Origin of the sequence: Solirubrum puertoriconensis (assembly GCF_001483135.1) — a bacterium.
Classification (GTDB): domain Bacteria; phylum Bacteroidota; class Bacteroidia; order Cytophagales; family Hymenobacteraceae; genus Solirubrum; species Solirubrum puertoriconensis.
Window position 1 is genome coordinate 353,258 of record NZ_LNAL01000008.1, and the last position, 20,672, is coordinate 373,929.

Annotated in this window: 14 protein-coding genes; 7 read left to right on the forward strand and 7 right to left on the reverse strand. The window is 59.7% G+C overall.

The annotated features are described in order from the left end of the window. Positions 1–12: 12 nt before the first annotated feature. The 3 genes from ASU33_RS15685 to ASU33_RS15695 all read right to left on the reverse strand — a co-directional run bounded on the left by ASU33_RS15685 (position 13) and on the right by ASU33_RS15695 (position 4,058). Positions 13–2,340, reverse strand: a complete 2,328-nt coding sequence (locus tag ASU33_RS15685) for a DUF6311 domain-containing protein (protein WP_149867259.1) — start codon at positions 2,338–2,340, stop codon at positions 13–15. Positions 2,341–2,512: 172 nt separating this feature from the next. After that, positions 2,513–3,259 carry a glycosyltransferase family 2 protein gene (locus ASU33_RS15690; protein WP_286130598.1) on the reverse strand — a complete coding sequence of 249 codons (747 nt, stop codon included), beginning with the start codon at positions 3,257–3,259 and terminating at the stop codon, positions 2,513–2,515. Between the two features lie 7 nt (positions 3,260–3,266). Next, positions 3,267–4,058, reverse strand: a complete 792-nt coding sequence (locus ASU33_RS15695) for an SDR family oxidoreductase (RefSeq protein WP_059071788.1) — start codon at positions 4,056–4,058, stop codon at positions 3,267–3,269. 196 nt (positions 4,059–4,254) lie between these two features. On the opposite strand from ASU33_RS15695, the gene ASU33_RS15700 reads away from it, so the two are divergent. The 5 genes from ASU33_RS15700 to ASU33_RS15720 all read left to right on the forward strand — a co-directional run bounded on the left by ASU33_RS15700 (position 4,255) and on the right by ASU33_RS15720 (position 8,776). Then, entirely contained in the window at positions 4,255–4,782 is a 528-nt protein-coding gene (locus ASU33_RS15700; protein WP_059071789.1) for a 3-hydroxyanthranilate 3,4-dioxygenase, read from the forward strand. Positions 4,783–4,823: 41 nt separating this feature from the next. Then, a complete protein-coding gene (locus ASU33_RS15705; RefSeq protein WP_216818572.1) occupies positions 4,824–5,921 on the forward strand; it encodes an amidohydrolase family protein in 1,098 nt (365 codons plus the stop codon). 181 nt (positions 5,922–6,102) lie between these two features. Beyond that, positions 6,103–7,389 (forward strand): kynureninase, encoded by a 1,287-nt coding sequence (gene kynU, locus ASU33_RS15710; RefSeq protein ID WP_059071790.1) that lies wholly within the window; start codon positions 6,103–6,105, stop codon positions 7,387–7,389. Positions 7,390–7,505: 116 nt separating this feature from the next. After that, positions 7,506–8,165, forward strand: a complete 660-nt coding sequence (locus ASU33_RS15715) for a hypothetical protein (RefSeq protein ID WP_059071791.1) — start codon at positions 7,506–7,508, stop codon at positions 8,163–8,165. A gap of 14 nt (positions 8,166–8,179) precedes the next feature. Next, positions 8,180–8,776: an alpha-ketoglutarate-dependent dioxygenase AlkB family protein gene (locus ASU33_RS15720; RefSeq protein WP_059071792.1), complete on the forward strand. Its 597-nt coding sequence runs from the start codon at positions 8,180–8,182 to the stop codon at positions 8,774–8,776. Between the two features lie 83 nt (positions 8,777–8,859). Here the strand turns inward: ASU33_RS15720 and ASU33_RS15725 are convergent, their stop codons facing one another. Continuing rightward, positions 8,860–11,631 carry a TonB-dependent receptor gene (locus ASU33_RS15725; RefSeq protein WP_078063182.1) on the reverse strand — a complete coding sequence of 924 codons (2,772 nt, stop codon included), beginning with the start codon at positions 11,629–11,631 and terminating at the stop codon, positions 8,860–8,862. A gap of 254 nt (positions 11,632–11,885) precedes the next feature. After that, the gene (locus ASU33_RS15730; RefSeq protein ID WP_078063183.1) at positions 11,886–14,564 is read right to left on the reverse strand and encodes a TonB-dependent receptor; all 2,679 of its coding nucleotides are present in this window, start codon (positions 14,562–14,564) and stop codon (positions 11,886–11,888) included. 632 nt (positions 14,565–15,196) lie between these two features. Between ASU33_RS15730 and ASU33_RS15735 the strand changes: the two genes are divergently transcribed. Then, on the forward strand, positions 15,197–16,594 hold the full coding sequence (locus tag ASU33_RS15735; RefSeq protein ID WP_059071795.1) for an FAD-dependent oxidoreductase: 1,398 nt from the start codon (positions 15,197–15,199) through the stop codon (positions 16,592–16,594). A gap of 12 nt (positions 16,595–16,606) precedes the next feature. On the opposite strand, the gene ASU33_RS15740 is transcribed toward ASU33_RS15735, so the two are convergent. Continuing rightward, a complete protein-coding gene (locus ASU33_RS15740; protein WP_149867260.1) occupies positions 16,607–17,233 on the reverse strand; it encodes a hypothetical protein in 627 nt (208 codons plus the stop codon). 94 nt (positions 17,234–17,327) lie between these two features. Then, positions 17,328–18,905 (reverse strand): RNA polymerase factor sigma-54, encoded by a 1,578-nt coding sequence (gene rpoN / locus ASU33_RS15745; protein WP_059071797.1) that lies wholly within the window; start codon positions 18,903–18,905, stop codon positions 17,328–17,330. A gap of 320 nt (positions 18,906–19,225) precedes the next feature. Between rpoN and asnS the strand changes: the two genes are divergently transcribed. Continuing rightward, complete coding sequence (gene asnS, locus ASU33_RS15750) at positions 19,226–20,620, forward strand: asparagine--tRNA ligase (protein WP_059071798.1); 1,395 nt, start codon at positions 19,226–19,228, stop codon at positions 20,618–20,620. The last annotated feature ends 52 nt before the right edge of the window (positions 20,621–20,672 follow it).

Genomic DNA, 20,672 nt, shown 5'->3' on the forward strand with positions numbered 1-20,672 from the left:
GGAGCGAAATTCCTATTTGCTTGCAACGCTTTGAGGAAATTGCCCCAGCCTGTAACCATTCAGCACAAGCTGGCCATCGGCAGTGCGCCAGTACACATCCGTATCAATGGGCCTGATGAGCAAGTCGTCCACCAGCAGGTCCTTATTATCATAGATTACCTCGAGCCGAGTTGTGCCCGGGCGCACCCTGATGGGCACCGCCACGCGTACCCAAACGCCGTCGATTTCTGTGGTGCGGTGGCCGTCGGTTACCTGATGGTCGACCATGTCGTTGCCGATGTACTGCTTCACCTGCATGTTGCCGAAGCTGTGGTCCATCATGCCGTGCATCCACAGGCTTACTTCGTACTTACCGGTATCGGCTGGGGCCGGAACAGGACCGTCGTACAGCACCGAAAACTTTTCGGCCGGCTCGTAAAAAGCACCCGGAGCGAGTCGGCCCCGGCGGTCGGAGCTTTGGGCAAAGTCTTGCAGCAGCACCCCTTTACCGGTAGTAGCCCGGAGGCCGTTGGGGCGCTCGGTTAGCGTAGGCCACAGCGAGATGCCCCTTTGCAGCTCCTGCTGAGTAGTGGTGGCGCCTAGGGCTGCCAAGGGCAGCTCGTACAGGCTTACCTGAGGCGTTTGCACCAAAGGCTTGGCTAAAGCAATAATGCGCTGTTCGGCCTCGGACAAACCGTTGGGCGTAACCAGCAGCAGGATAGGTTTCTGCGACGGAAACCGCTGAAGCAAAGGCTTGGGTAGCAACGGGCTGCTCAGCAGCTGCACATGCTCGAGCACCTGACTTACCGACGGGCGAGAAACGTAGCTGGAGAGCTGCGGGAGCCCTGTGGCCAACGACAGCTTGTGTACTTCGTAAATCGACTCGTGCGAGCCTGGTAGGAAAATTTTGTCGCTACCGTTGTTGAAGTAAGGCAGCGGCAGAATCGCCTGAAACTCGGCTGTAGAGCGATTAATCTGCTCAAGCTGTTGCAACAAAGGATGCGGAGGCCTGAAGTAGGAGCGGGCTCCGCCACCGCCTTCGGCAATCTTGGCGCGGGTCGAAATATTAATCCAAGCTTCGCCACCCCACACGAGCAGCAAGAGCGGCACCCAGGGTGCGGCTAGCAGGGTAACCCGGCGCTGCCGTTGGTAGCGAAGTACCTGGTACAGGTAATAAGCTGCATACGTGGTAACCACGTAGTAAAAAGGCCAGGCAAAACGACCTAGGGCACGGAACTGCTTCAGCGGACCGAGGTAATCAATCAGCGGGGAGAACCACGAAAAGATAAAGGGAATACCCGCGGCAAACAGCACCAGCAGCCCGCCTGCCCACAAGCTTATGCGCAAGTCGTGGGGCGTGCTGCGCCGTAGGGCCAACGCCTGCTTGTGGCGCAAGCGCAAGTGGCGCAATGCGCGTAACAGAGCCGCAACCAATACTCCTGTACCCACCAAGCCTACGTAAGACATGGCCTCGTAGCTAATTTCCTTGGTCGGGAAGAAGTACGTCCAGAGGGTGCGCATCGGCTCCAGGGCAGGCGTAAACAGCCCGCGCGGATTGGTCATGTACACCAAAAAGCCGTAGGGGTTCGGCGGCCTGTCCGTGGTGGGGTCGGTAAACCATAACCATCCACGAAACAGAATCAGCGGCAGCAACGCCGTCAGGGTCATGTAGGCTAGGTCGCGCCATGGCTTCGGGCCTTTCTGCACGGCCAGTACCAGCACGTGGGCCAGCAAAAAGAACGCCCCGCACGCCAGGAAGTAAGCCATGACAAACCCCGTCAGCAGGCTGCTTACCATAAACACAACGTGCCATGGCCACCGCCGAGGCGCCTCCATGATGCGTAGGATGCAGTACCAGAGCCACGGAACCAAGCACGGGTAGCTGAGCGACATATGGTCGCCTAGGCGTTGTATTTGGGGCGAGAGAAAGCCGATCAGAACCGCCAACAAGACGGAGTAACCCACCGAAAGCCGTAGCCGACGCAGGATTAGGTAGATAACCAGTGGTGTGAGCAATATGGCCAACAGCGCAAGCAAGTTGGTGATGCCTACGGTATGGATGGCCACCGGCAACCCCCAGCGTTGTAGCATGCCTAGCACCCAGGCAATCAGCGGCTGCAGGTTGGGGTAAGTGAAGTTTTCCCCGTAGGGATAGTTCATGCCCGAGAAGTGCGTGCCCTTATCGTAAAAAGCATAATACGCCGTAGCGTAGTAGCTCTGCAGCCCATCGCCGGCGGGCTGGAAGAAGTACTCATCGGGGTGCGCTAACACAAAGGGAAACTGCACGGCCAGCACAACAGCCCCGATGACAGTTACAGCGAGCATACCGGCCCAGTGCGCGGTACGGCGAGATAAATTCATTGAATCAGAGATGCAAAGAATGCTGCCCAATGCCTTGCTTATTGCAGGTTAGGCCTCCCAAAGCTACGTGTTTGTGCGCAGAACCAACTCAGCAGCCAGTGCCCATGGCAGCGTACAAAGCAGGCTAATGGGTCCGACCGAAAAAGTCGTCCGCAGGGCCTTGGCGGGTGTATCAGCTAAACAAGCCATACCGCACAATGCACCACAAAGCCCACAGGCCATCGCGCCAGTTTATCTTCTTGCCTTCGGCGTAGGTGCGCCCGTAGTAGCTTACGCCCACCTCATAAACGCGCACCCCCGGTATACGGGCCATCTTGGCGGTTACCTCCGGCTCGAAGCCGAACCGTTTCTCGCGCAACATCAAGCCCTGCAGCAGTTCGCGCCGAAATAGCTTGGCACCCGTTTCCATGTCCGTCAAGTTCAGGTCGTTGAACGCGTTGGACAGAAACGTAAGCAGCTTGTTGCCGATGCTGTGCCAAAAGAACAGAATGCGGTGCGGCTCGCCGCCGATAAAGCGCGAGCCATACACAACATCGGCGTTGGCTTTGAGCACCGGCTGTAGCAGCTTGGCATAGTCGGTGGGGTCGTACTCCAAATCGGCATCCTGCACTACAATGTAGTCGCCCGAGGCAGCGGCTATGCCGGTGTGCAACGCGGCGCCCTTGCCTTGGTTATGAGCGTGCCGCAGCAGCCGCACACCTAGGGCGGGGTTGCTGGCAGCGTAGGCCGCCACTACATCGGCCGAGCCATCCGCCGAGCCGTCATCAACCACTACTACTTCGCGCCCAATGCCGGTCGGGAGAGGCGCTTCTTGCACTGCCTCAAGCACCCGCACGATGGTGCGCGCTTCGTTGTACAGCGGGATTACTACCGATAGCAAACGGATGCGCGAAGCCTGGGGCGAAGGACTAGTGGGCAAAGCGGAGTTATAAGCTGCTGGTGCGGCCGCCATCTACGGGCACGTTGATGCCATTGATGTAACCCGCTGCCGGCGAAGCCAGAAACGCCACTGCCGCCGCTACTTCCTCCGATTGCCCGAAACGGCCCGCTGGGATCAGGCGCAGCATGTTGGCCTCCAACTCCTCGACGGGCTGACCAGTACTGTGGCTGCGAGCCTCGAGCAAGCTGTGGTGGCGCTGGGTTAGGGTAGCGCCGGGCAGCACGTTATTCACCGTAATGCCAAACGGGCCCAGTTCGTTGGCTAGGGTTTTGGCCCAATTGGCCACCGCCCCCCGAATGGTGTTCGACACGCCTAGGTTGGGCAAAGGCTGCTTTACCGAAGTGCTGATGATGTTAATGATGCGCCCGTAACCGGCAGCTTTCATGCTTGGCGCCAAGGCTTGGGCCAGCAAATGATTGCAGATAACGTGCTGCTCAAAAGCCGCCCGCAGCGCATCAACACTTGCCTCAAGCAAAGGCCCGCCGGCGGGGCCACCCGTATTGTTCACGAGGATGTGCGTGGCGGGGTGGCGGGCTACGTGGCTGGCTATTTGGGCGGCTACCTCGATGGGCTGCGCAAAGTCGGCCACTAGCCAATCGTGCTGTTGCCCGAGGTGTACCGGCAACGCGGCAGCCGTTTCGCGCAAACGAGACTCGCTGCGGGCTACGAGCGTAATGCCGGCTCCTTGCGCAGCCAGCGCTTCGGCCACGGCGCGGCCAATACCTTGCGTGCTGCCGCATACCACAGCGCGGCGGCCCGAGAGTTGATCTGAAAGCATAAGCTCGAAAGTAGACAAACGCGGGCGCATTGGCACCAAATGAGGCCTTTTGCGTAAGTTGGGCTGAGGAAACGGGCTTGCTCCTAGGTCGTTTCTGTGCAAGCCGGTACAGCCAAAATAGGCTTGCGGCACAGTGCCTGTTTCCTAGGTGCTTGCCACCGATTGCTCATCACTCACCACCCACAACACCCCACCCATGCCCGTTACGCGCCCCTTCAACTTTCAGCAGTGGATCGATGAACATCGTCATTTGCTGAAGCCACCCGTCGGCAATCAGCAGGTTTTTAAAGGCAACGACGACTTTATTGTGATGGTGGTGGGTGGCCCTAACGCTCGCAAGGATTACCACGTCGACGACAGCGAGGAATTTTTCTTCCAGCTGGAGGGCGACATTACTTTGAAGATCATTGAGGACGGCCAGCCGGTGAACGTGCCCATTCGGGCCGGCGAAATCTTTCTGCTGCCGGCGGGCGTGCCGCACTCGCCGCAACGCCCGGCCAACACCGTAGGGCTAGTAGTGGAGCGCTACCGCAAGCCTGGCGAGTTGGATGGTTTTCAGTGGTACTGCGAAAACTGCGGTACCAAGCTGCACGAGGAGTTTGCCGAAGTAACCGACATCGTGAAGCAGCTGCCCGTTATCATGAACAACTTCTGGCAAAACGAGGAGCGTCGCACGTGCCGCAATTGCGGCACCGTGATGCAGCCTCCGGCGCCGGCGCAGTAATTTCCCACCCGCATACGTTGTCATCCCACCCACCCGCGGCAATGTCTACCACCCATTCTCCCACGTTGACCGCGCCCGCGCTTACGCCCACCCTAGGCCCCGGATTGCGCATCGACATTCATACCCACATCCTGCCCAAGCAGTGGCCCGATCTGCGCGAGCGGTACGGCTACGGCGGCTTCATTCGGCTGGAGCACCACAAGCCGTGTTGCGCCCGCATGATGCAGGACGACAAGTTCTTCCGCGAAATACAGGACAACTGCTGGGACCCCGCTGTGCGCTTGCGCGAGTGCCAGCACTTCGGGGTAGATGTGCAGGTGCTGAGCACCGTGCCCGTTATGTTCAGCTACTGGGCCAAGCCCCACGACACGCTCGACCTCAGCCGCTTGCTGAACGACCACTTGGCGGGCGTAGTGGCCGATTACCCCGACCGCTTTGCGGGCCTGGGCACCATACCCATGCAGGCCCCCGATCTGGCCATCAAGGAGTTGGAGCGCTGCGTGAAAGAGCTGGGCCTGATCGGCGTGCAAATCGGCTCGCACATCAACGACTGGAACCTCGACGCGCCCGAGCTTTTCGAGGTGTTTGCCGCGGCCGAAGAGTTGGGCGCCGCCGTTTTTGTGCACCCCTGGGACATGATGGCCCAGCAGAAAATGCCCAAGTACTGGTTGCCCTGGCTGGTGGGCATGCCGGCCGAAAGTACCTTGGCACTATGCTCACTCATTTTTGGCGGCGTATTGGAGCGTTTGCCCAAACTGCGCGTGGCCGTGGCGCATGGCGGCGGCACTTTTGCAGCCACCATCGGGCGCATTGAGCACGGTTTTCAGGTGCGCCCCGACCTCTGCGCCATCGATAACCCCGTGAACCCGCGCGAGTACCTAGGGCGCTTCTGGGTTGATTCGCTGGTGCACGACCCAATGATGCTCGACTACTTGGTGAAAACCATTGGGGCCGACAAAATCGTGCTTGGCACCGACTACCCCTTCCCGCTGGGCGAGCTGGAGCCCGGCCAACTCATTCGCTCAATGCCTTATTCCGATGAGGTGAAAACCCGTATGCTCGGGCAAAATGCGTTGGATTGGATGGGCGTGGGCATAGAGCAGTTCAGCAAGCACCTGCTTGGCCGCGCGAATGCCTAAGCAGCTGTGCTTTGGCGTAGCCTGCGCCTGAGTAACACTCGGCGTAAAAGCCACAGCTCCTTTTCGGCAGATTGACCGCAGTACCAAACCAGGGCAATAACTTGGCCCGCGAACTACAAGTAAGCCGCTGCTCATCCGGCATGTTCTGCTAACCTAGGAGCAACGGCTGCAATATTCCGCGATGACGTTTCAGAACACGCAACACTTTGCCCTCGAGCTTGATGCAGCCGATCCGCTGCGCCAGTTTCGGGAGCGGTTTCATATTCCGGCCGGCGCCAACGGGCAGCCTGCCATTTATTGCTGCGGCAACTCCCTAGGTCTGCTGCCCAAAAGTGCCCGGGCAGCCGTAGAGCAAGAGTTTCAGAGCTGGGAAGAGCACGCCGTAGAAGGCCATTTTCATGGCACTTCGCCCTGGATGCACTACCACGAAACCCTCACCGATGCCAGCGCTAGGTTGGTTGGGGCGAAGCCCGTGGAAGTAGTGGTGATGAACAACCTCACCACCAACCTGCACCTGCTGCTCATCTCGTTTTATCGGCCCAACGGCCGCCGCTACAAAGTGCTGATGGAGGGCGGGGCGTTTCCGTCGGATCAGTATGCGCTGGAAAGCCAGGTGAAGCTGCACGGCTACGCCCCCGACGATGCCATTGTGGAGCTGGTGCCGCGGTCGGGCGAACACACGTTGCGCACCGAGGACATCGAAGTTCGTATTCAGGAGTTGGGCGATGAGCTGGCGCTGGTACTCCTGGGTGGCGTAAACTATTACACGGGGCAGGCTTTCGATATGGAAGCTATTACCCGGGCCGGCCACGCCGTGGGTGCCGTAGTAGGTTTCGACCTGGCTCACGCCGCCGGCAACCTTGTGCTGAACCTCCACGACTGGGACGTGGATTTCGCTTGCTGGTGCTCCTACAAGTACCTGAACTCCGGCCCCGGCGGTACGTCGGGCGTGTTTGTGCACGAGCGGTTTGCCAACCGGCCCGATCTGCCACGCCTCGCCGGTTGGTGGGGCCACGACCCTGCGGATCGGTTCAAGATGAAGAAAGGTTTCCGGCCGATGGCCGGCGCGGCCGGCTGGCAGCTCTCCAACGCGCAAATCTTCCCGATGGCCATCCACCGGGCCGCCCTGGCTTTGGTAGACGAAGCCGGCGGCATGCCAGCGCTGCGCCGCAAAAGCGAGCAGCTTACGGGCTACCTCGAGTTTGTGCTTCGCAACGCGGGCCTGCCTGCCGATGTGTTGGAGATTATTACGCCCGGCAACCCCGCCGAGCGCGGCTGCCAGCTCTCGTTGCTGGTGCACCGCGAAGGCCGCGCGTTGTTCGACTACCTCGCCGAGCAGGGCATTGTGGCCGATTGGCGCGAGCCCAACGTTATCAGGCTGGCACCGGTACCGCTCTACAACTCGTTTGCGGATGTTTGGCATATCGGGCAAGCATTTGCCGAATGGGCCAAACGATTGACCCGCTAAGGGGTTTACCTCTGATACCTGCAGTAAACCTAACTTACCCAATGGGCTAGGTTTCTCGTACTATTACATTGACAGGCCGACTAACCAAGGTCGTGTCTTGTTTTCGCCTTTGCACTATGGAAGATTACGCCGCCAAGATGGCCGGCAAAACCGACGCCGAACTCCTGTTGTACGTGGAGCGCCGTGCCGAATACCGGGAGCAAGCCGTACTGGCCGCGCTAAGCGAATTGGAGCGTCGGGGCCGCACGATTGATAACGTCGCCACACTGCGGACCGAGCTGCAAGCTTCGTTGGTTAAGACGGAGGCCGAGGCCCGCCTCAACCCCGCACCCGAGCCCACTTGGGCAACGAAAGCCACCGAGCCCGAAGAAATAGAGGAAGTTGCCGCCGATGCGCCCGCGCTTTACTCGCCTACCACGGTGGTGGTGTTCTCGGTGTTCTCCTTTCTGATTGGCGGCGTGCTGATGCTGCTGAACCTGTTGCGGCTGCGTCGCTACGGCGGCGCCGCCTTACTGGTAGCGTTGGTAGCGCTCGGCATCAGCGGGCTAAGCTGGATGTCGGGGTTGCTCGAGATACGCCCGGAGTATGTGTTCCTCGGCATCAACGTGGTATTGGCCGCGCTGTATGTGTATGTGCTGTGGCCCTACTTCATAGGCGCTCAAGCCTACCGCCCCCGCGGCTGGCTTATGCCGTTGCTCATCATCTTTGCCCTCAACATGCTGTTTATGCTGCTGCTGCGCTACGCGGGCGTGGCGGTGCCCGGCCTTAGCCAGTAACGCCTAGCCTAGGTATGCCCTTGGTGCCGCTTGCTATACCCCAGGCCGATGTGTGGTTCGACGCCGCCTTTTTGCCGCCCGATGAAGCTGCGGCACTGCTGCACGAGCTTTCGGCTACCATCGCGTGGCGGCAAGAGCCCATTCGCATGTTTGGCCGTGAGGTATTGCAGCCGCGCCTAATTGCCTGGCACGGCGATGCAGGCGCTACCTACCGCTATTCGGGTCTGCAACTCGAGCCCGAGCCGTTTACCCCAACCTTGCACGCGTTGCGCCTGCGCCTGCAGCAAGCCACGGGCGCTGCGTACAACAGCGTGCTGCTCAACCTGTACCGCAACGGGGCCGACAGCATGGGCTGGCACGCCGACGACGAACCCGAGTTAGGGCCAACCCCCATTATTGCTTCGCTGAGCCTAGGTGCCACGCGGCGTTTTCGCCTTCGGCCCAAAGCAAAAACCAGTTTTGAGGCCAAGCCGGTTTCACTTGAGTTGACCAGCGGCAGCTTGCTCCTGATGCAGGGCGCTACGCAGCAGAATTGGCAGCATGCCTTGCCCAAAACGGCACAAGCCGTTGGCCCGCGCCTCAACCTCACATTTCGACGAATCATCACCTAGGGCTGCGCCGCCCCGTAAGCATTAGAAAAAAACGCCCACCCTGCGACAGCAGGGTGGGCGTTTTTGCATGTAAGCTCAGTGGCTTATTTCAGATCAACGAGCAAGCCTAGGTAGGCCAAGCGACCAATGCCGGGGCCGCCGTATACCTGCACGTTGTCGTTGTTGAGCAGGTTAGAAGCGCCCAACTGCACGGTGGTGCCAATCTTCGGCAGGGTATAGCCGGCAGAGGCGTCCAGGGTGCTGTAGTCGCTGATGGTGCCCGTCGTAAACGGCATTTCCTGCAGGTGGCTTTCTACCCAGCGGTAGTTCACGTTGTAGCGGAAATGCTGCCCTATTTGGCCTTCGGCGCCTACGTTGTACTTGTGCTTGGGCGTGTTGAAGAACGTAACAAAGCCTTGGGACAGGTTGTCGCGGTCGAGCACGTTAAGCGAGTAGTTGGCCGAAAGGTGCAGGGCCGGCGCAGCGTAGTAGGTAAGGCCTACAGCGCCGCCGCGCGTGTGCACCTCCTGCTCGTTGTTGTTGTACACAAACAGGTAGCGCGTGGGTTGGCCCGGGCCGAAGTTGGCGCGCTGGGCCGTTTGCAGCTGCTGTTGCGAGGGGCGCGTGCCATCGGTGTTGCCGATGAAGTAGGTAGCCCCAATGAAGTTGTTGTAGCGGCTGGTGTAGAAGTTTACGTCGGCGTACAGCTTCGGCAGGATTACGCCTTTGTAGCCCACCTCAAAGGTGTTCACGCGCTCCAGACCTAGGGGCTTCACGTTCAGCTCGAAAGTGCTGAGCGGTGCCGTGCCAAACGTTTGGCCCTGGCTGTTCACGAGGCTGTAGCCCTGGTAGCCGTTGCCGATGTTGCCCTGGTACACGCGGCCAATAATGTCAACCTGCGTGAATTGCTCCAGCTGGGCCGGGCTGCGGAAAGCCGAGCCAAAGCTGCTGCGGAAGCTGTGCTGCTTTTCGGCGCCGAACGAGTACACGGCCGAGGCGCGCGGCGACACTGCCGCTTTAAAGTTCTTGAACTCGTCAACGCGCGCTGCGGCGGCTAGCTTCAGGCGGTCGTCGAGCAGGGTTTGGCTGATTTGAGCGTACGCGCCGTACTCGTGGTTGCGGATGCGGCGGCTAGGCGTGTCGGCAAAAATGCGGCCGCCCGAACCTAGGCGGTAGGCGCGGTAAGCAGCGCCTACGGTGAGCTGCGTTGCCTCGGCCAGCTTAAACTGGCGCTGGCCGCTCACGTCGTGCAGGTACGAGTCGAGGTTCATCTTGGCACCGCGCAGCGGGTCGTCTTGCGCAGCCAATTGGGCGCGCAGCGTGGGAAAGCGCGGGTCGGTAGCTTTCAGCATGGTGCCGTTGGCGGCAGCTTGCGCCATAGCCAAGGCCTGATCGACGGTGCGATTGGCATTGCGGGCTTGCTTGTACACGGCATTGTAGGTGCTGATGTACTGGTCGCCGTAGGTGTAGCTGGCTCCCTCTGCTGCAGGCGACACCGTCAGGAACGAACCCAACAGGTTCAGCTCATACGAGTCGCCGCTGAAATCTTTGGTGGTATAGGCCCGCAAAAAGCCCTTCGAGCTCTTCAGCTCCAAGCGGTATTGGTTGATGCCTAGGTCCTTGATGCGGAAACGACTCAGGTTTTGGTACGTAGCCGTGCCAGCCGCGCGGCGCGCGCTCAGCGTCATCTTCAGGTCGTCGCGCAGCAGGTAGGCCAAGGTGCCTTCCACCCGGTACGAGCGGGTTTTGTTGTCGCCGTCAATCAGCTCCTGCTCGGTAAAACCGGGCGCGTAAATGCGGCGGCCGTACAACTCCGAGCTGGTGCCGCCGGGCAGTTGCTGCTGAGGCGTGAAGACGTAGCTGAGGTCGCCGTAGCGGTTCACAGCGTCGTAACCCAGGGGCGAACCTTGCGGGTTGTCGGAGGTAGCGCTGGCGGCATAGTTGCGGGCTATCCAGTCGTTGGCTGTGAGGTAGCTGCCGGTTACTTTAAATGCCAGCTTATCGGTCAGGCGACGCGCGTAGCGCAACTGCCCGTCCAGATAATTCCGTTCGCCGCCGCGCAGCCGCACCGTCAGGCCATCGTACACAAACGGATCTTTAGAGTTGAACAGCACCACGCCGTTGAAGGCGTTGGCACCGTACAGCGCCGAGGCCGGGCCGTGCACAATCTCCACGCTCTCCATATCCACCTCCGGAATGCCCACCAGGTTACCGGGGCTCAGGTTAAGCGAGGGCAGCTGCGAATCGGCGTAATCGTAGAGCTGTATCACGCGCTCTGATTTGGCCGTGTTGAAGCCGCGCGTACTAATGGAGGTGAACAGCATCGAAGCCGAGTTCACGTCGATGCCCTTAAACTGCCCTAGGCCACCCAGGATTTCAGGTGTGGAAATGTGCTCGATCTGCCGGCCGGTAATTTTTTCTACCGTGACCGGGGCGCGCATAATCTGCTCTTCCACGCGCGAGGCCGATACTACCGTTTCGTTGAGCTGCGTAGGGCTAGGCGAAAGACCTACGCTCAGCTGGTTGTCGGGCAGGCGCAGCTCAATCTCCTGGGTTTGGTAGCCCACGTACGAAATCACCAGTACCACAGGCAGGTTGCTAAACGGCGCCTCTAGCCGGAACTTACCAAACTGATCGGTGCTGGTGCCGATGAACGTGCCCTTGACGAACACCGTAGCCCCCGGTAGCGGGTCGCCCTCGTCGGTCCGGATTACGCCCCCAACTGCTTGCAAAGCATTGTCGGGAGCGGAGGCACTACGCGGCAGCTGTTCCGACGGGCCTTTGCCGCCGGGTTGTTTGCTCGCCTGCGCCATAACGGTTGGCGTAGCCTGGGTAAGTAAAAGCCCCGACAACATCAGGGGGTAGCAGTACTTCATGGCAATAGGTGTGGGGATCTTAGAAACAGGCTTCAAACCTGGCCAAAGCCCAGTCCTTTATGCTCAGAACTTGCTGTACACTGGCTTTTACTGGCCCAATACTGTCGAGCTTTAGCTAAATCAGTTTGGCAACATAGGCTGTCAGACTGCGCTAGCGAGCTAACAGGCCCCAACGCAACACCGCCCGGCGCCGCTGCCTAGGTGGGCAGGGTACCGGGCGGTGTTGCGTTGCTAAGCGCCGTTAGCGCAAAGGCTTACTTGATATCGACGAGCAGGCCTACGTAAGCTAGGCGGCCAATTTGCGGACCACCGTAGATCTGCACGTTGTTGCTGTCCAGAATATTCGAGGCACCTACTTGCAGCGTGCTTGCGAGCTTAGGCAAGGCATAGCCTACGTAAGCATCGAGGGCGCTGTAGTCGCTCAGCTCGCCAATGGCAAACGGCGTTTCGTAGAGATGACCTTGGGCCCAGCGGTAGTTCAGTGAGTAGCTAAACTGGCCCGTGGTACCGTTAGCACCTACGTTGTACTTGTGCTTCGGCGTGTTGAAGTACGTCTGAAACTCGGGGTCTGCGATGTTCGAGCGGTCGAGCACGTTCAGGGAGTAGTTGGCCGTCAGGCTCAGGGGCTTGGCTACGTTGTAGCTCAGGCCCACTGCGGCACCTTGGGTGCGTACTTCCTGGTCGGCGTTCGTCCAAACCTGCAGCACGCGGGTGGGCAGCGCCTTGTTCTGGAACTGGGGCGCAGCGGCCTGCAGCTCTTGCGGCGTGGGGCGCGTGCCGTTGGTGTTGCCGATAAAGCGGCGGCCACCAATGAAGTCGTTGTACGAGCTGCGGAAGTAGTTAACGTCTACGCTCAGCTTGTTGGCAAATACGCCGCGGTAGCCACCCTCGTAAGTGCTCAGGCGCTCCAGCTTCAGCGGTGCCAGGTTAACCTCGCCGCCCACGCCTTGCGCGTTCAGCGCATAGCCCTGGAAGCCGTTGCCCACGTTGCCGAGCAGCAGTACCTGACCCACATCGAGGCGCACGTACTGGTCGAGCTGGGTAGGCGAGCGGAAGGCTTTGCCGTAGCTGGCGCGGAAGCTGTGCTGCTTGTTGGCGCCGGCCGAGTACACCACCGAAGCGCGGGGCGAAACCGCCGGGTCAAAGTTCTTGAAGTCGTCGACGCGTACGGCTAGGGCCAGCTTCAGGCGGTCATCCAGCATCTGGTGAGCCAGTTGGGTGTAACCCCCCAACTCGTGGTTCTGGATGCGCTGATTGTCGTCGGAGAAAAACTGTCCGTTCGAACCTAGGCGGAATTTCCGGTACGAGGCACCCACAATCAGGTTGGTGTGCTGGCCGAAGCGGAAGTCGTACTGCGCGTTGCCTTCGTTCAGCAGCGAGCTGGGCTTGAGGCGGGCACCTACGCCGGGTGTCGGGTCGCTGATAATCTTGGAGCGCAGCTGGCTGAACCGCTCGCTGTTCGGATCGAGCTGTTGCTTGTTGGCCTCGCGCTGGGCCGCCAACAGGGCTTGCTCAGGCGTTAGGCCGGCTGCGCGAGCCTGCTTGTAAGCGAAGTTATAAGTACCGAAGTACTGCTGCGCATACGAGGTGCTAGAGCCTTCGGCGTTGGGCGAGGTCTGAAGAAATGCACCCAGGAAGCCTAGGTCGTAGCTGTTGTTGCCGAAGTCCTGGGTAGAGGAACCACGCAAAAACCACCGGTCGCCTTTCAGTTCGCCGCGGTATTGGTTGGTGCCAAAGTCGCGCAGGCGGTAGCGGCTGGCGCTCTGGTAGCTGGCGGTACCGCGGGCAAAGCTGGCGCTAACGGTAGCCTTCAGCTTATCAGTCAGCAGGTACGACATAGTGGGCACCACCTTGAATGATTGCGCCTTGTCGTCGTTGCCGATCAGCGTTTGCTCAGTAAAGCCGGGCATGAACACCGTTTTGCCAACCAGCTCGGGGCTAACACCTGTCGGGAACGGCTGGCCGGCCCGGAAGGTGTTCGACACATCGCCGTAGCGGTTTACGGCATCGTAACCCAGGGGCGAGTTGGCGTCGTTGTTGGTCGGTACCAGGCGCTTGTTGGTCGGGTCGAAGTTGCTGGCCTGCCAATCCTGGGCCGTGAGGTAGCTGCCCACCAGCTTAAAGGCAAGCTTGTTGCCGATTTTCTTGGCGTAACGCAGCTGTCCATCGATGTACGACCGTTCGCCGCCGCGTACGCGGGCGCTCAGGCCTTCCGTCACAAACGGGTCTTTCGAGTTCAGCAGCACCACGCCGTTGAAGGCGTTGGCACCATACAGCGCCGAAGCCGGGCCGTGAATTACCTCGATGCTGGCAATATCCAGCTCCGGAATACCGGTAAGGTTGCCCGAGTTTACGTTAAGCGAAGGCGACTGGGTGTCGAAGTAGTCGACCAGCTGAATCACGCGCTCCGACTTAGGCGAGTTGAAGCCCCGGGTGCTGAGGCTGCTCATCACCATGCTGCTCGAGTTCACGTCGATGCCCTTGTAGTTGTTCAGGCTGGCCAGCACGTCGGGCGGAGGTACGCGCATAATCTGCTGCGCACCTACTTTCTCGATGGTTACGGGAGCTTGCTGCAGCGATTCTTCTACGCGCGAAGCGGCCACAACCACTTCGTTTAGCGTAACTGCTTCGTTCAGCGTCACCACCACGTCGGGGGTGGGTTTGCTCAGCTCTAGCTCGCGGCTTTCGTAGCCCACAAACGAGATGGAAATAGTAACCGGACCACGGCTGAAATCGGCCGGCAGCGAGAACTGCCCCATGTGGTTGGTTCCGGTGCCGATGAGGGTTCCTTTCAGAAAAACAGTGGCGCCAGGGATGGGCTGGCCTGCATCGTTGCGAACGACGCCGCTAACGCCAGCTTCGGATTGGGCAAACGCTGGCGTCGCTAACAGCGCGCCACCCAAAGCGAGTAGGCAGGGGTATAGTTGCCGCATAATAGGGTGTGAAAAAAGAGGAGGAGGAAACTCGGGACGGCGTTGCCGAAAGGCATTCGGCAAACGTGCAAAGATCAGGAACTTTGTAGAATTCTAGCGTCCCTGAAAAACACAGAAAGAAAGATACAGATAAGCCGTAAAAATGCAATTCATGATTTTTATCATGTTTGCCGATTTACATCTTTTGTCACAGCCCTGCGCCTCGGGTACTGCTGATGAGCAAACGTCGTATGGGCAAGTCGGGGCATGCTATGGGCAAGCGCAATAAGCCGCTAACTCCTAGGTGGCTTGTTGCCCGTGCGAAGCAAGCCGTTGTAGGGATTGCCAGCGTGGCTTAGGGCCGGAATAGCCTAAGTGAGGCCCGCGCGACGGGAAAGCTGTACCAATCGTGGTAGGCTCGTATAACCCTACAAAAGTACAAGTGGGCATAGAAGAAGCTAAGGTAAGCGGAGGTAAATAGTTATTGCGGCGTAACTATTTGGTTAATAGCGACCGAAAGTTAAGGACGAGCCAGCCCACTACCAAAAATCTCGCCCAACGAATACTAATTCTGTGCAGAAGGCGAAACCCCCTTGCGCAAACCACCATACAGAACCTGTAATTTGGCACCATTGCCTTGCTTACCCGTTCCTATGACCACCAGCGCCACCCAGACCGCCGCATCCCGCAACCAAACAGATAAAGAGCAGCTTACCGTAATGGGCGCCGGCCTGGTAGGCTCGCTACTGAGCTTATACTTAGCACGGCATGGGCACCGAATACAGGTGTTCGAGCGCCGCCCCGATCCTCGCCAAGCCGGCGCTGCCGCTGGCCGCTCCATCAACTTGGCCTTGTCGGATAGGGGATGGCGGGCACTGGAGGGAATTGGTATTGCCGAAGCCGTGCGCGAAGTAGCCATTCCGATGTATGGCCGCGTGATGCACGATGCGCAAGGCAACCTCAGCTACCAGCCTTACGGGCAGCCGGGCCAGGGTATTTACTCCGTATCGCGGGGTGGGCTGAACCGCCGCCTGCTCGATTTGGCCGAGGCCGAGCCCAACATTCAGCTCAACTTTGGGCAGCAGTGCCTCGAAGTTGATTTGCGCGAGCAGCAACTGCACCTGCGCGACAGCGCCACGGGCGAGGAAAAGCACCTAGGGTATCAGCGGCTCTTTGGCACCGATGGTGCTTTTTCGGCCGTGCGCAGCTCCATGCAGCGCACCGATCGGTTCGACTATTCGCAATCGTACCTTGAATACGGCTACAAGGAGCTAACCATTGCCTCGGCTGCCGATGGCACCTGGCAGCTCGAAAAGCACGCCTTGCACATTTGGCCGCGCGGGCGCTACATGATGATTGCGCTGCCCAACCTCGACGGCACCTTTACCTGCACGCTGTTCTTCCCCTTCGAGGGCGATGAATCGTTTGCGGCGTTGCGTACGCCCGGGCAGGTCCAGGCGTTCTTCGAGCGGGTATTCCCCGATGCCGTGCCGCTGATGCCCGAACTCATCGACGATTTCTTCGGCAACCCTACCTCGTCGCTCGTCACGGTAAAGTGCTTCCCGTGGGTGCACGAGGACGATGTGGTGCTGCTCGGCGACGCGGCCCACGCTATTGTGCCCTTCTACGGCCAAGGCATGAACGCCGGCTTTGAGGATTGCACCGTGCTCGATGAGCTGCTGAATGCGCACGCCGGCGACTGGGGCAAGGTGTTCCAGGAATTCCAGCGCCTACGCAAGCCCAACGCCGACGCCGTGGCCGATTTAGCGGTGTATAACTTCGTGGAAATGCGCGACAAGGTAGCCGACCCGCGCTTTTTGCTGCAGAAGAAAATCGAAAGCAAAATTGCCGCGCAGTACCCCGATCAGTGGCTGCCGCTATACTCGCAGGTTACCTTTTCGCACCGGCCTTATGCCGAAGCCTGGGCCAACGGCCAGCGGCAAGATGCCATCATGAGCCGCCTAATGGCCCGCATCCAAAGCGAGGAAGACTACGACCGCCCCGAGGTGCAGCAATTGGTGCAGCAGGAAATGGCGCAGGTACCTGCCTAGGTGCTCCGGTGCTTAGCTGAGCCAGCCAGCACCTAGGGCAACCGCTGCCCCGAGCCCCAGGCCGGCCAGCACTTGCGCGGGCGTGTGCGCCCGCAAAGCCAGTCGAGCCCAGCTTACGGCAGCTGCCACCGCGCCCACAGCCAGCAGCCACCTAGGGCCAGCGGGGCCAACCGGATAGGAACCCAACAGCAGGAACACCAGCAGCCCCAACGCGCCACCCATTCCTATGCCGTGCGCTGAAACCTTCCACCAAAAGGTAATAAGCAGCGTGCACACCACGGCCAGGGTAATGCTACCGAGCATCAGCAACAGCAGCGGTGCGCGGTAAGCTGCCGTACTGCTCAATAGCGCGGTGGCTGCCCCGAAACCTAGGGCCGTGAGCAGAAGTGGCAAAGGTCGTTGGCGGCGTTCGTACAGCTCAACGGAGCTAATGCGCCCGGCGCGGTACAGCAGCCAAGTAGCCAAGCCGGGCAGCCAAAACGTAAGCAGCCATACCCACAGCGTTACTTGCCACCGGGCGCCGGTTGCTAGGGACAGCAATGTTGTTGGCATGCCGTAAGCCAACATTACTACTAGGTAAGTTGGCACCAGTAGCGGATGAAAGACGGCTGACAGAAAGGTGGCTGCAGAACGCTTCACTGAGCAAAGGCAAAACCTAAAGATAGCGGGCCTGCCGATGCTATACCGGCAGGCCCGCTGATGTATATGGTGCCGAGCACCTAGGGCAATAAACTTACAGCTCCTTGCGTAGGCGCGCTACCGGAATGTTCAGCTGCTCGCGGTACTTGGCCACGGTGCGGCGGGCAATGTTGTAGCCACGGGTGTTCAGCATCTTCTCCAGCTTATCGTCGGAGAGCGGCCGGCGCTTGTCTTCGGCGTCGATGATTTCCTTGAGGATGTGCTTCACCTCACGGCTCGAGGCATCTTCGCCCGAGTCGGTAGCAATGCCTTCGGAGAAGAAGTATTTGAGCGGGTAGATGCCGAACTCCGTTTGCACGGCCTTGGAGTTGGCCACGCGCGACACGGTGCTGATGTCCATGCCGATTTCCTGGGCAATGTCCTTCAGAATCATCGGGCGCAGCTTGCTCTCGTCGCCTTCCAAGAAGAAATCCTTCTGGTAGCGCACAATGGCATCCATGGTGCGCAACAGGGTTTGCTGGCGCTGCTTAATGGCGTCGATAAACCACTTGGCCGCGTCGAGCTTTTGCTTCACGAAGGTTACGGCCTCTTTCAGCTTCTTGTCCTTCTTGGCGCCCTTGTCGTAGGCCTGGAACATCTCCTGGTAGTCGCGGCTTACGCGGAGGTCGGGCGCGTTGCGCGAGTTCAGCGTCAGGTGCAGCTCGCCGTTGTCGTTGGTCAGGATGAAGTCGGGGATGATGTACTGCACCCGTCCGCCGCCCGTGGGGTCGGAGCCGCCGGGTTTGGGATTGAGCCTCAGAATCAGGCCAATAGCTTCCTTGATTTCCTCGTCGGTGAGGTCAAGCCGCTGCTGAATTTTGGGGTAGTGCTTCTTCGTGAACTCGTCGAAGGTTTCTTCCAGGATGCGCTGCGCGTGCTCCACCACGTCGTCATGGGGGCGGCGGTCGAGTTGCAGCAGCAGACACTCGCGCAGGTCGCGGGCACCAATGCCGGGCGGGTCGAAGGTTTGAATCAGGCGCAAGGCTTGCTCAATTTCGGCCTCGGTGGCTTCGATGTTCTGCGAGAAGGCCAGATCGTTGGCAATGGCGCCTAGGTCGCGTCGGATGTAGCCGTCGGCATCGATAGAGCCAATCAGCTGCCGGCCAATGGCCTCGTGCTTTTCGTCGAGGTCCATGAAGCGCAGCTGCTCAAACAACGAGTCCGTGAGCGTGCTGCTGGTGTCGGCCAGGGGCATGTCGCGCTCTTCCTCGTCGCCGCCCATATCGCCCTGCATTTTGTAGCCGGCAATTTCGTCGTCGTTGAGGTAGTCTTCGAGGTCTAGGTCGTCCGAGTCCTTGGTTTCGCTGGTGTCTTCGTCGCGGGGTAGCTCTAGCTCCGGTTCCGGCGTTTCGTCGAAGTCTTCGTCGAGGATGTTTTCGTCGTTGTCGTACTCTTCGCCTTCGGTTGGTTCGTCGGCGGTGTCGTCCTGGTCGTCGCCAAACTCATCGTCGGCGTCGTCATCGGCCATGTCAGCCTCTTCCGCGTCGCCTTCTTCAAGCGCCGGGTTGGCCTCCAGCTCTTCTTTGATGCGCATTTCAAGCTCCGCCGTGGGGATTTGGAGGAGCTTGATAAACTGTATTTGTTGGGGCGACAGCTTCTGCGAGAGAAGCTGTTTCATGTCTAGTCGTTGCATAACTCGGTACGCGTGCTTCCGCTGCCGTAGGAGGGTGCGGCTTCTGCCAAAGATAGCCTTTTGTGTACTTGAGTAGCACGCCAAAGGTTGGTGCGAAATGCGGCTTACGAACCGTCGAAATGTAGCGCCGACGCTGCAGTCCACGTCCGCTAAGGGTAACCTTAGCCATCTGCGCCCAGGAAGCACGAGTAGGAGGAAAGGCTATCCGGAGACGCGGCCTGCAGCGTCGGCGCTACCGCTCGCGACAACAATTGTGCAGGCAAACGCGGACTGAAGTGCGCGCTCCTGTATTTTTGCCGGCTCATCTCATTGCCAACACAATGTCCGTCAGAAGATCAAGCGTAGAGGCACTGCTGGCTAGCCAAGAGCTAGACCGCGAAGTGCTCGTGAAAGGCTGGGTACGCACCCGCCGCGGCAACAAATACGTGCAGTTTATTGCCGTGAACGACGGCTCCACGATTAATAACCTGCAGGTTGTAGCCGACGCTGAGAAGTTTCCGGAGGAAACGCTGAAGGACGTGGCCACCGGCGCCTGCGTAGCCGTGCGCGGCACCTTGGTAGCCTCGCAGGGCAAGGGCCAGTCGGTTGAAATTCAGGCTTCGGAAATTGAAGTGCTGGGCAAAGCCGACCCCGAAACCTACCCGCTCCAGAAGAAAGGCCACTCGCTCGAGTTCCTGCGCGAAATTGCGCACCTGCGCCCCCGCACCAACACCTTCGGGGCGGTGCTGCGCCTGCGCCACGCGCTGGCTTTTGCGGTGCACCAGTACTTTAACGACCGTGGCTTTTTCTACGTGCACACGCCCATCATCACCGGCTCCGATGCCGAGGGTGCCGGCCAGATGTTCCGCGTAACCACGCTCCCCGACCAAAATCCGCCGCTCAACGAGCAGGGCCAGGTAGATTATAAGGAAGACTTCTTCGGCAAGGCCACCAACCTCACGGTTTCGGGCCAGCTCGAGGGCGAGGTGGCCGCCATGGCCCTGGGTAAGGTGTACACCTTCGGCCCCACGTTCCGCGCCGAGAACAGCAACACGGCCCGCCACCTAGCCGAGTTCTGGATGATTGAGCCGGAAATGGCCTTCTACGAGCTCGAAGACAACATGGGCCTGGCCGAGGACTTCCTGAAGTACCTCGTGCGCTACGCCCTCGAGAAGTGCCCCGCCGACCTGCAGTTCCTCAACGACCAGTACGACAAGGAGCTCCTAGGTCGGTTGCAGTTCATCATCGACAACGACTTCCAGCGCCTGACCTACACCGAGGCCGTGGAAATCCTGAAGTCGGCCAAGCAAAAGTTCGAATTCCCGGTGGATTGGGGCACCGACCTGCAGTCGGAACACGAGCGCTACCTGGTGGAGAAGCACTTCGAGAAGCCCGTAATCCTGACGAACTACCCGAAGGACATCAAGGCCTTCTACATGAAGCTCGACGAGGACGGCCGCACCGTGCGGGCCATGGATGTGCTGTTTCCCGGCATCGGCGAAATCATCGGTGGCTCGCAGCGCGAGGAAAACCTGGAGAAGCTGCAGCAGCGAATGCAGGAAATGCACGTGCCCGAAGAGGAGCTGTGGTGGTACCTCGATCTGCGCCGCTTCGGCTCAGCCCCGCACTCGGGCTTCGGCCTGGGCTTCGAGCGCCTGGTGCTGTTCGTAACGGGTATGGCCAACATCCGCGACGTGATTCCCTTCCCGCGCTTCCCGAAGAACGCGGAGTTTTAAGTGGGTCCAAACTTTACATGAAAAAGCCAGCACTGCAGGGTGCTGGCTTTTC

Excerpts from the sequence above, each read along its gene's own strand:
- ASU33_RS15725 (WP_078063182.1), bottom strand. The coding sequence starts at position 11,631 with ATGAAGTACTGCTACCCCCTGATGTTGTCGGGGCTTTTACTTACCCAG.
- ASU33_RS15715 (WP_059071791.1), top strand. The coding sequence starts at position 7,506 with ATGGAAGATTACGCCGCCAAGATGGCCGGCAAAACCGACGCCGAACTC.
- ASU33_RS15720 (WP_059071792.1), top strand. The coding sequence starts at position 8,180 with ATGCCCTTGGTGCCGCTTGCTATACCCCAGGCCGATGTGTGGTTCGAC.
- ASU33_RS15695 (WP_059071788.1), bottom strand. The coding sequence starts at position 4,058 with ATGCTTTCAGATCAACTCTCGGGCCGCCGCGCTGTGGTATGCGGCAGC.
- ASU33_RS15685 (WP_149867259.1), bottom strand. The coding sequence starts at position 2,340 with ATGAATTTATCTCGCCGTACCGCGCACTGGGCCGGTATGCTCGCTGTA.
- kynU (WP_059071790.1), top strand. The coding sequence starts at position 6,103 with ATGACGTTTCAGAACACGCAACACTTTGCCCTCGAGCTTGATGCAGCC.
- ASU33_RS15730 (WP_078063183.1), bottom strand. The coding sequence starts at position 14,564 with ATGCGGCAACTATACCCCTGCCTACTCGCTTTGGGTGGCGCGCTGTTA.
- asnS (WP_059071798.1), top strand. The coding sequence starts at position 19,226 with ATGTCCGTCAGAAGATCAAGCGTAGAGGCACTGCTGGCTAGCCAAGAG.
- rpoN (WP_059071797.1), bottom strand. The coding sequence starts at position 18,905 with ATGCAACGACTAGACATGAAACAGCTTCTCTCGCAGAAGCTGTCGCCC.
- ASU33_RS15735 (WP_059071795.1), top strand. The coding sequence starts at position 15,197 with ATGACCACCAGCGCCACCCAGACCGCCGCATCCCGCAACCAAACAGAT.
- ASU33_RS15705 (WP_216818572.1), top strand. The coding sequence starts at position 4,824 with ATGTCTACCACCCATTCTCCCACGTTGACCGCGCCCGCGCTTACGCCC.
- ASU33_RS15700 (WP_059071789.1), top strand. The coding sequence starts at position 4,255 with ATGCCCGTTACGCGCCCCTTCAACTTTCAGCAGTGGATCGATGAACAT.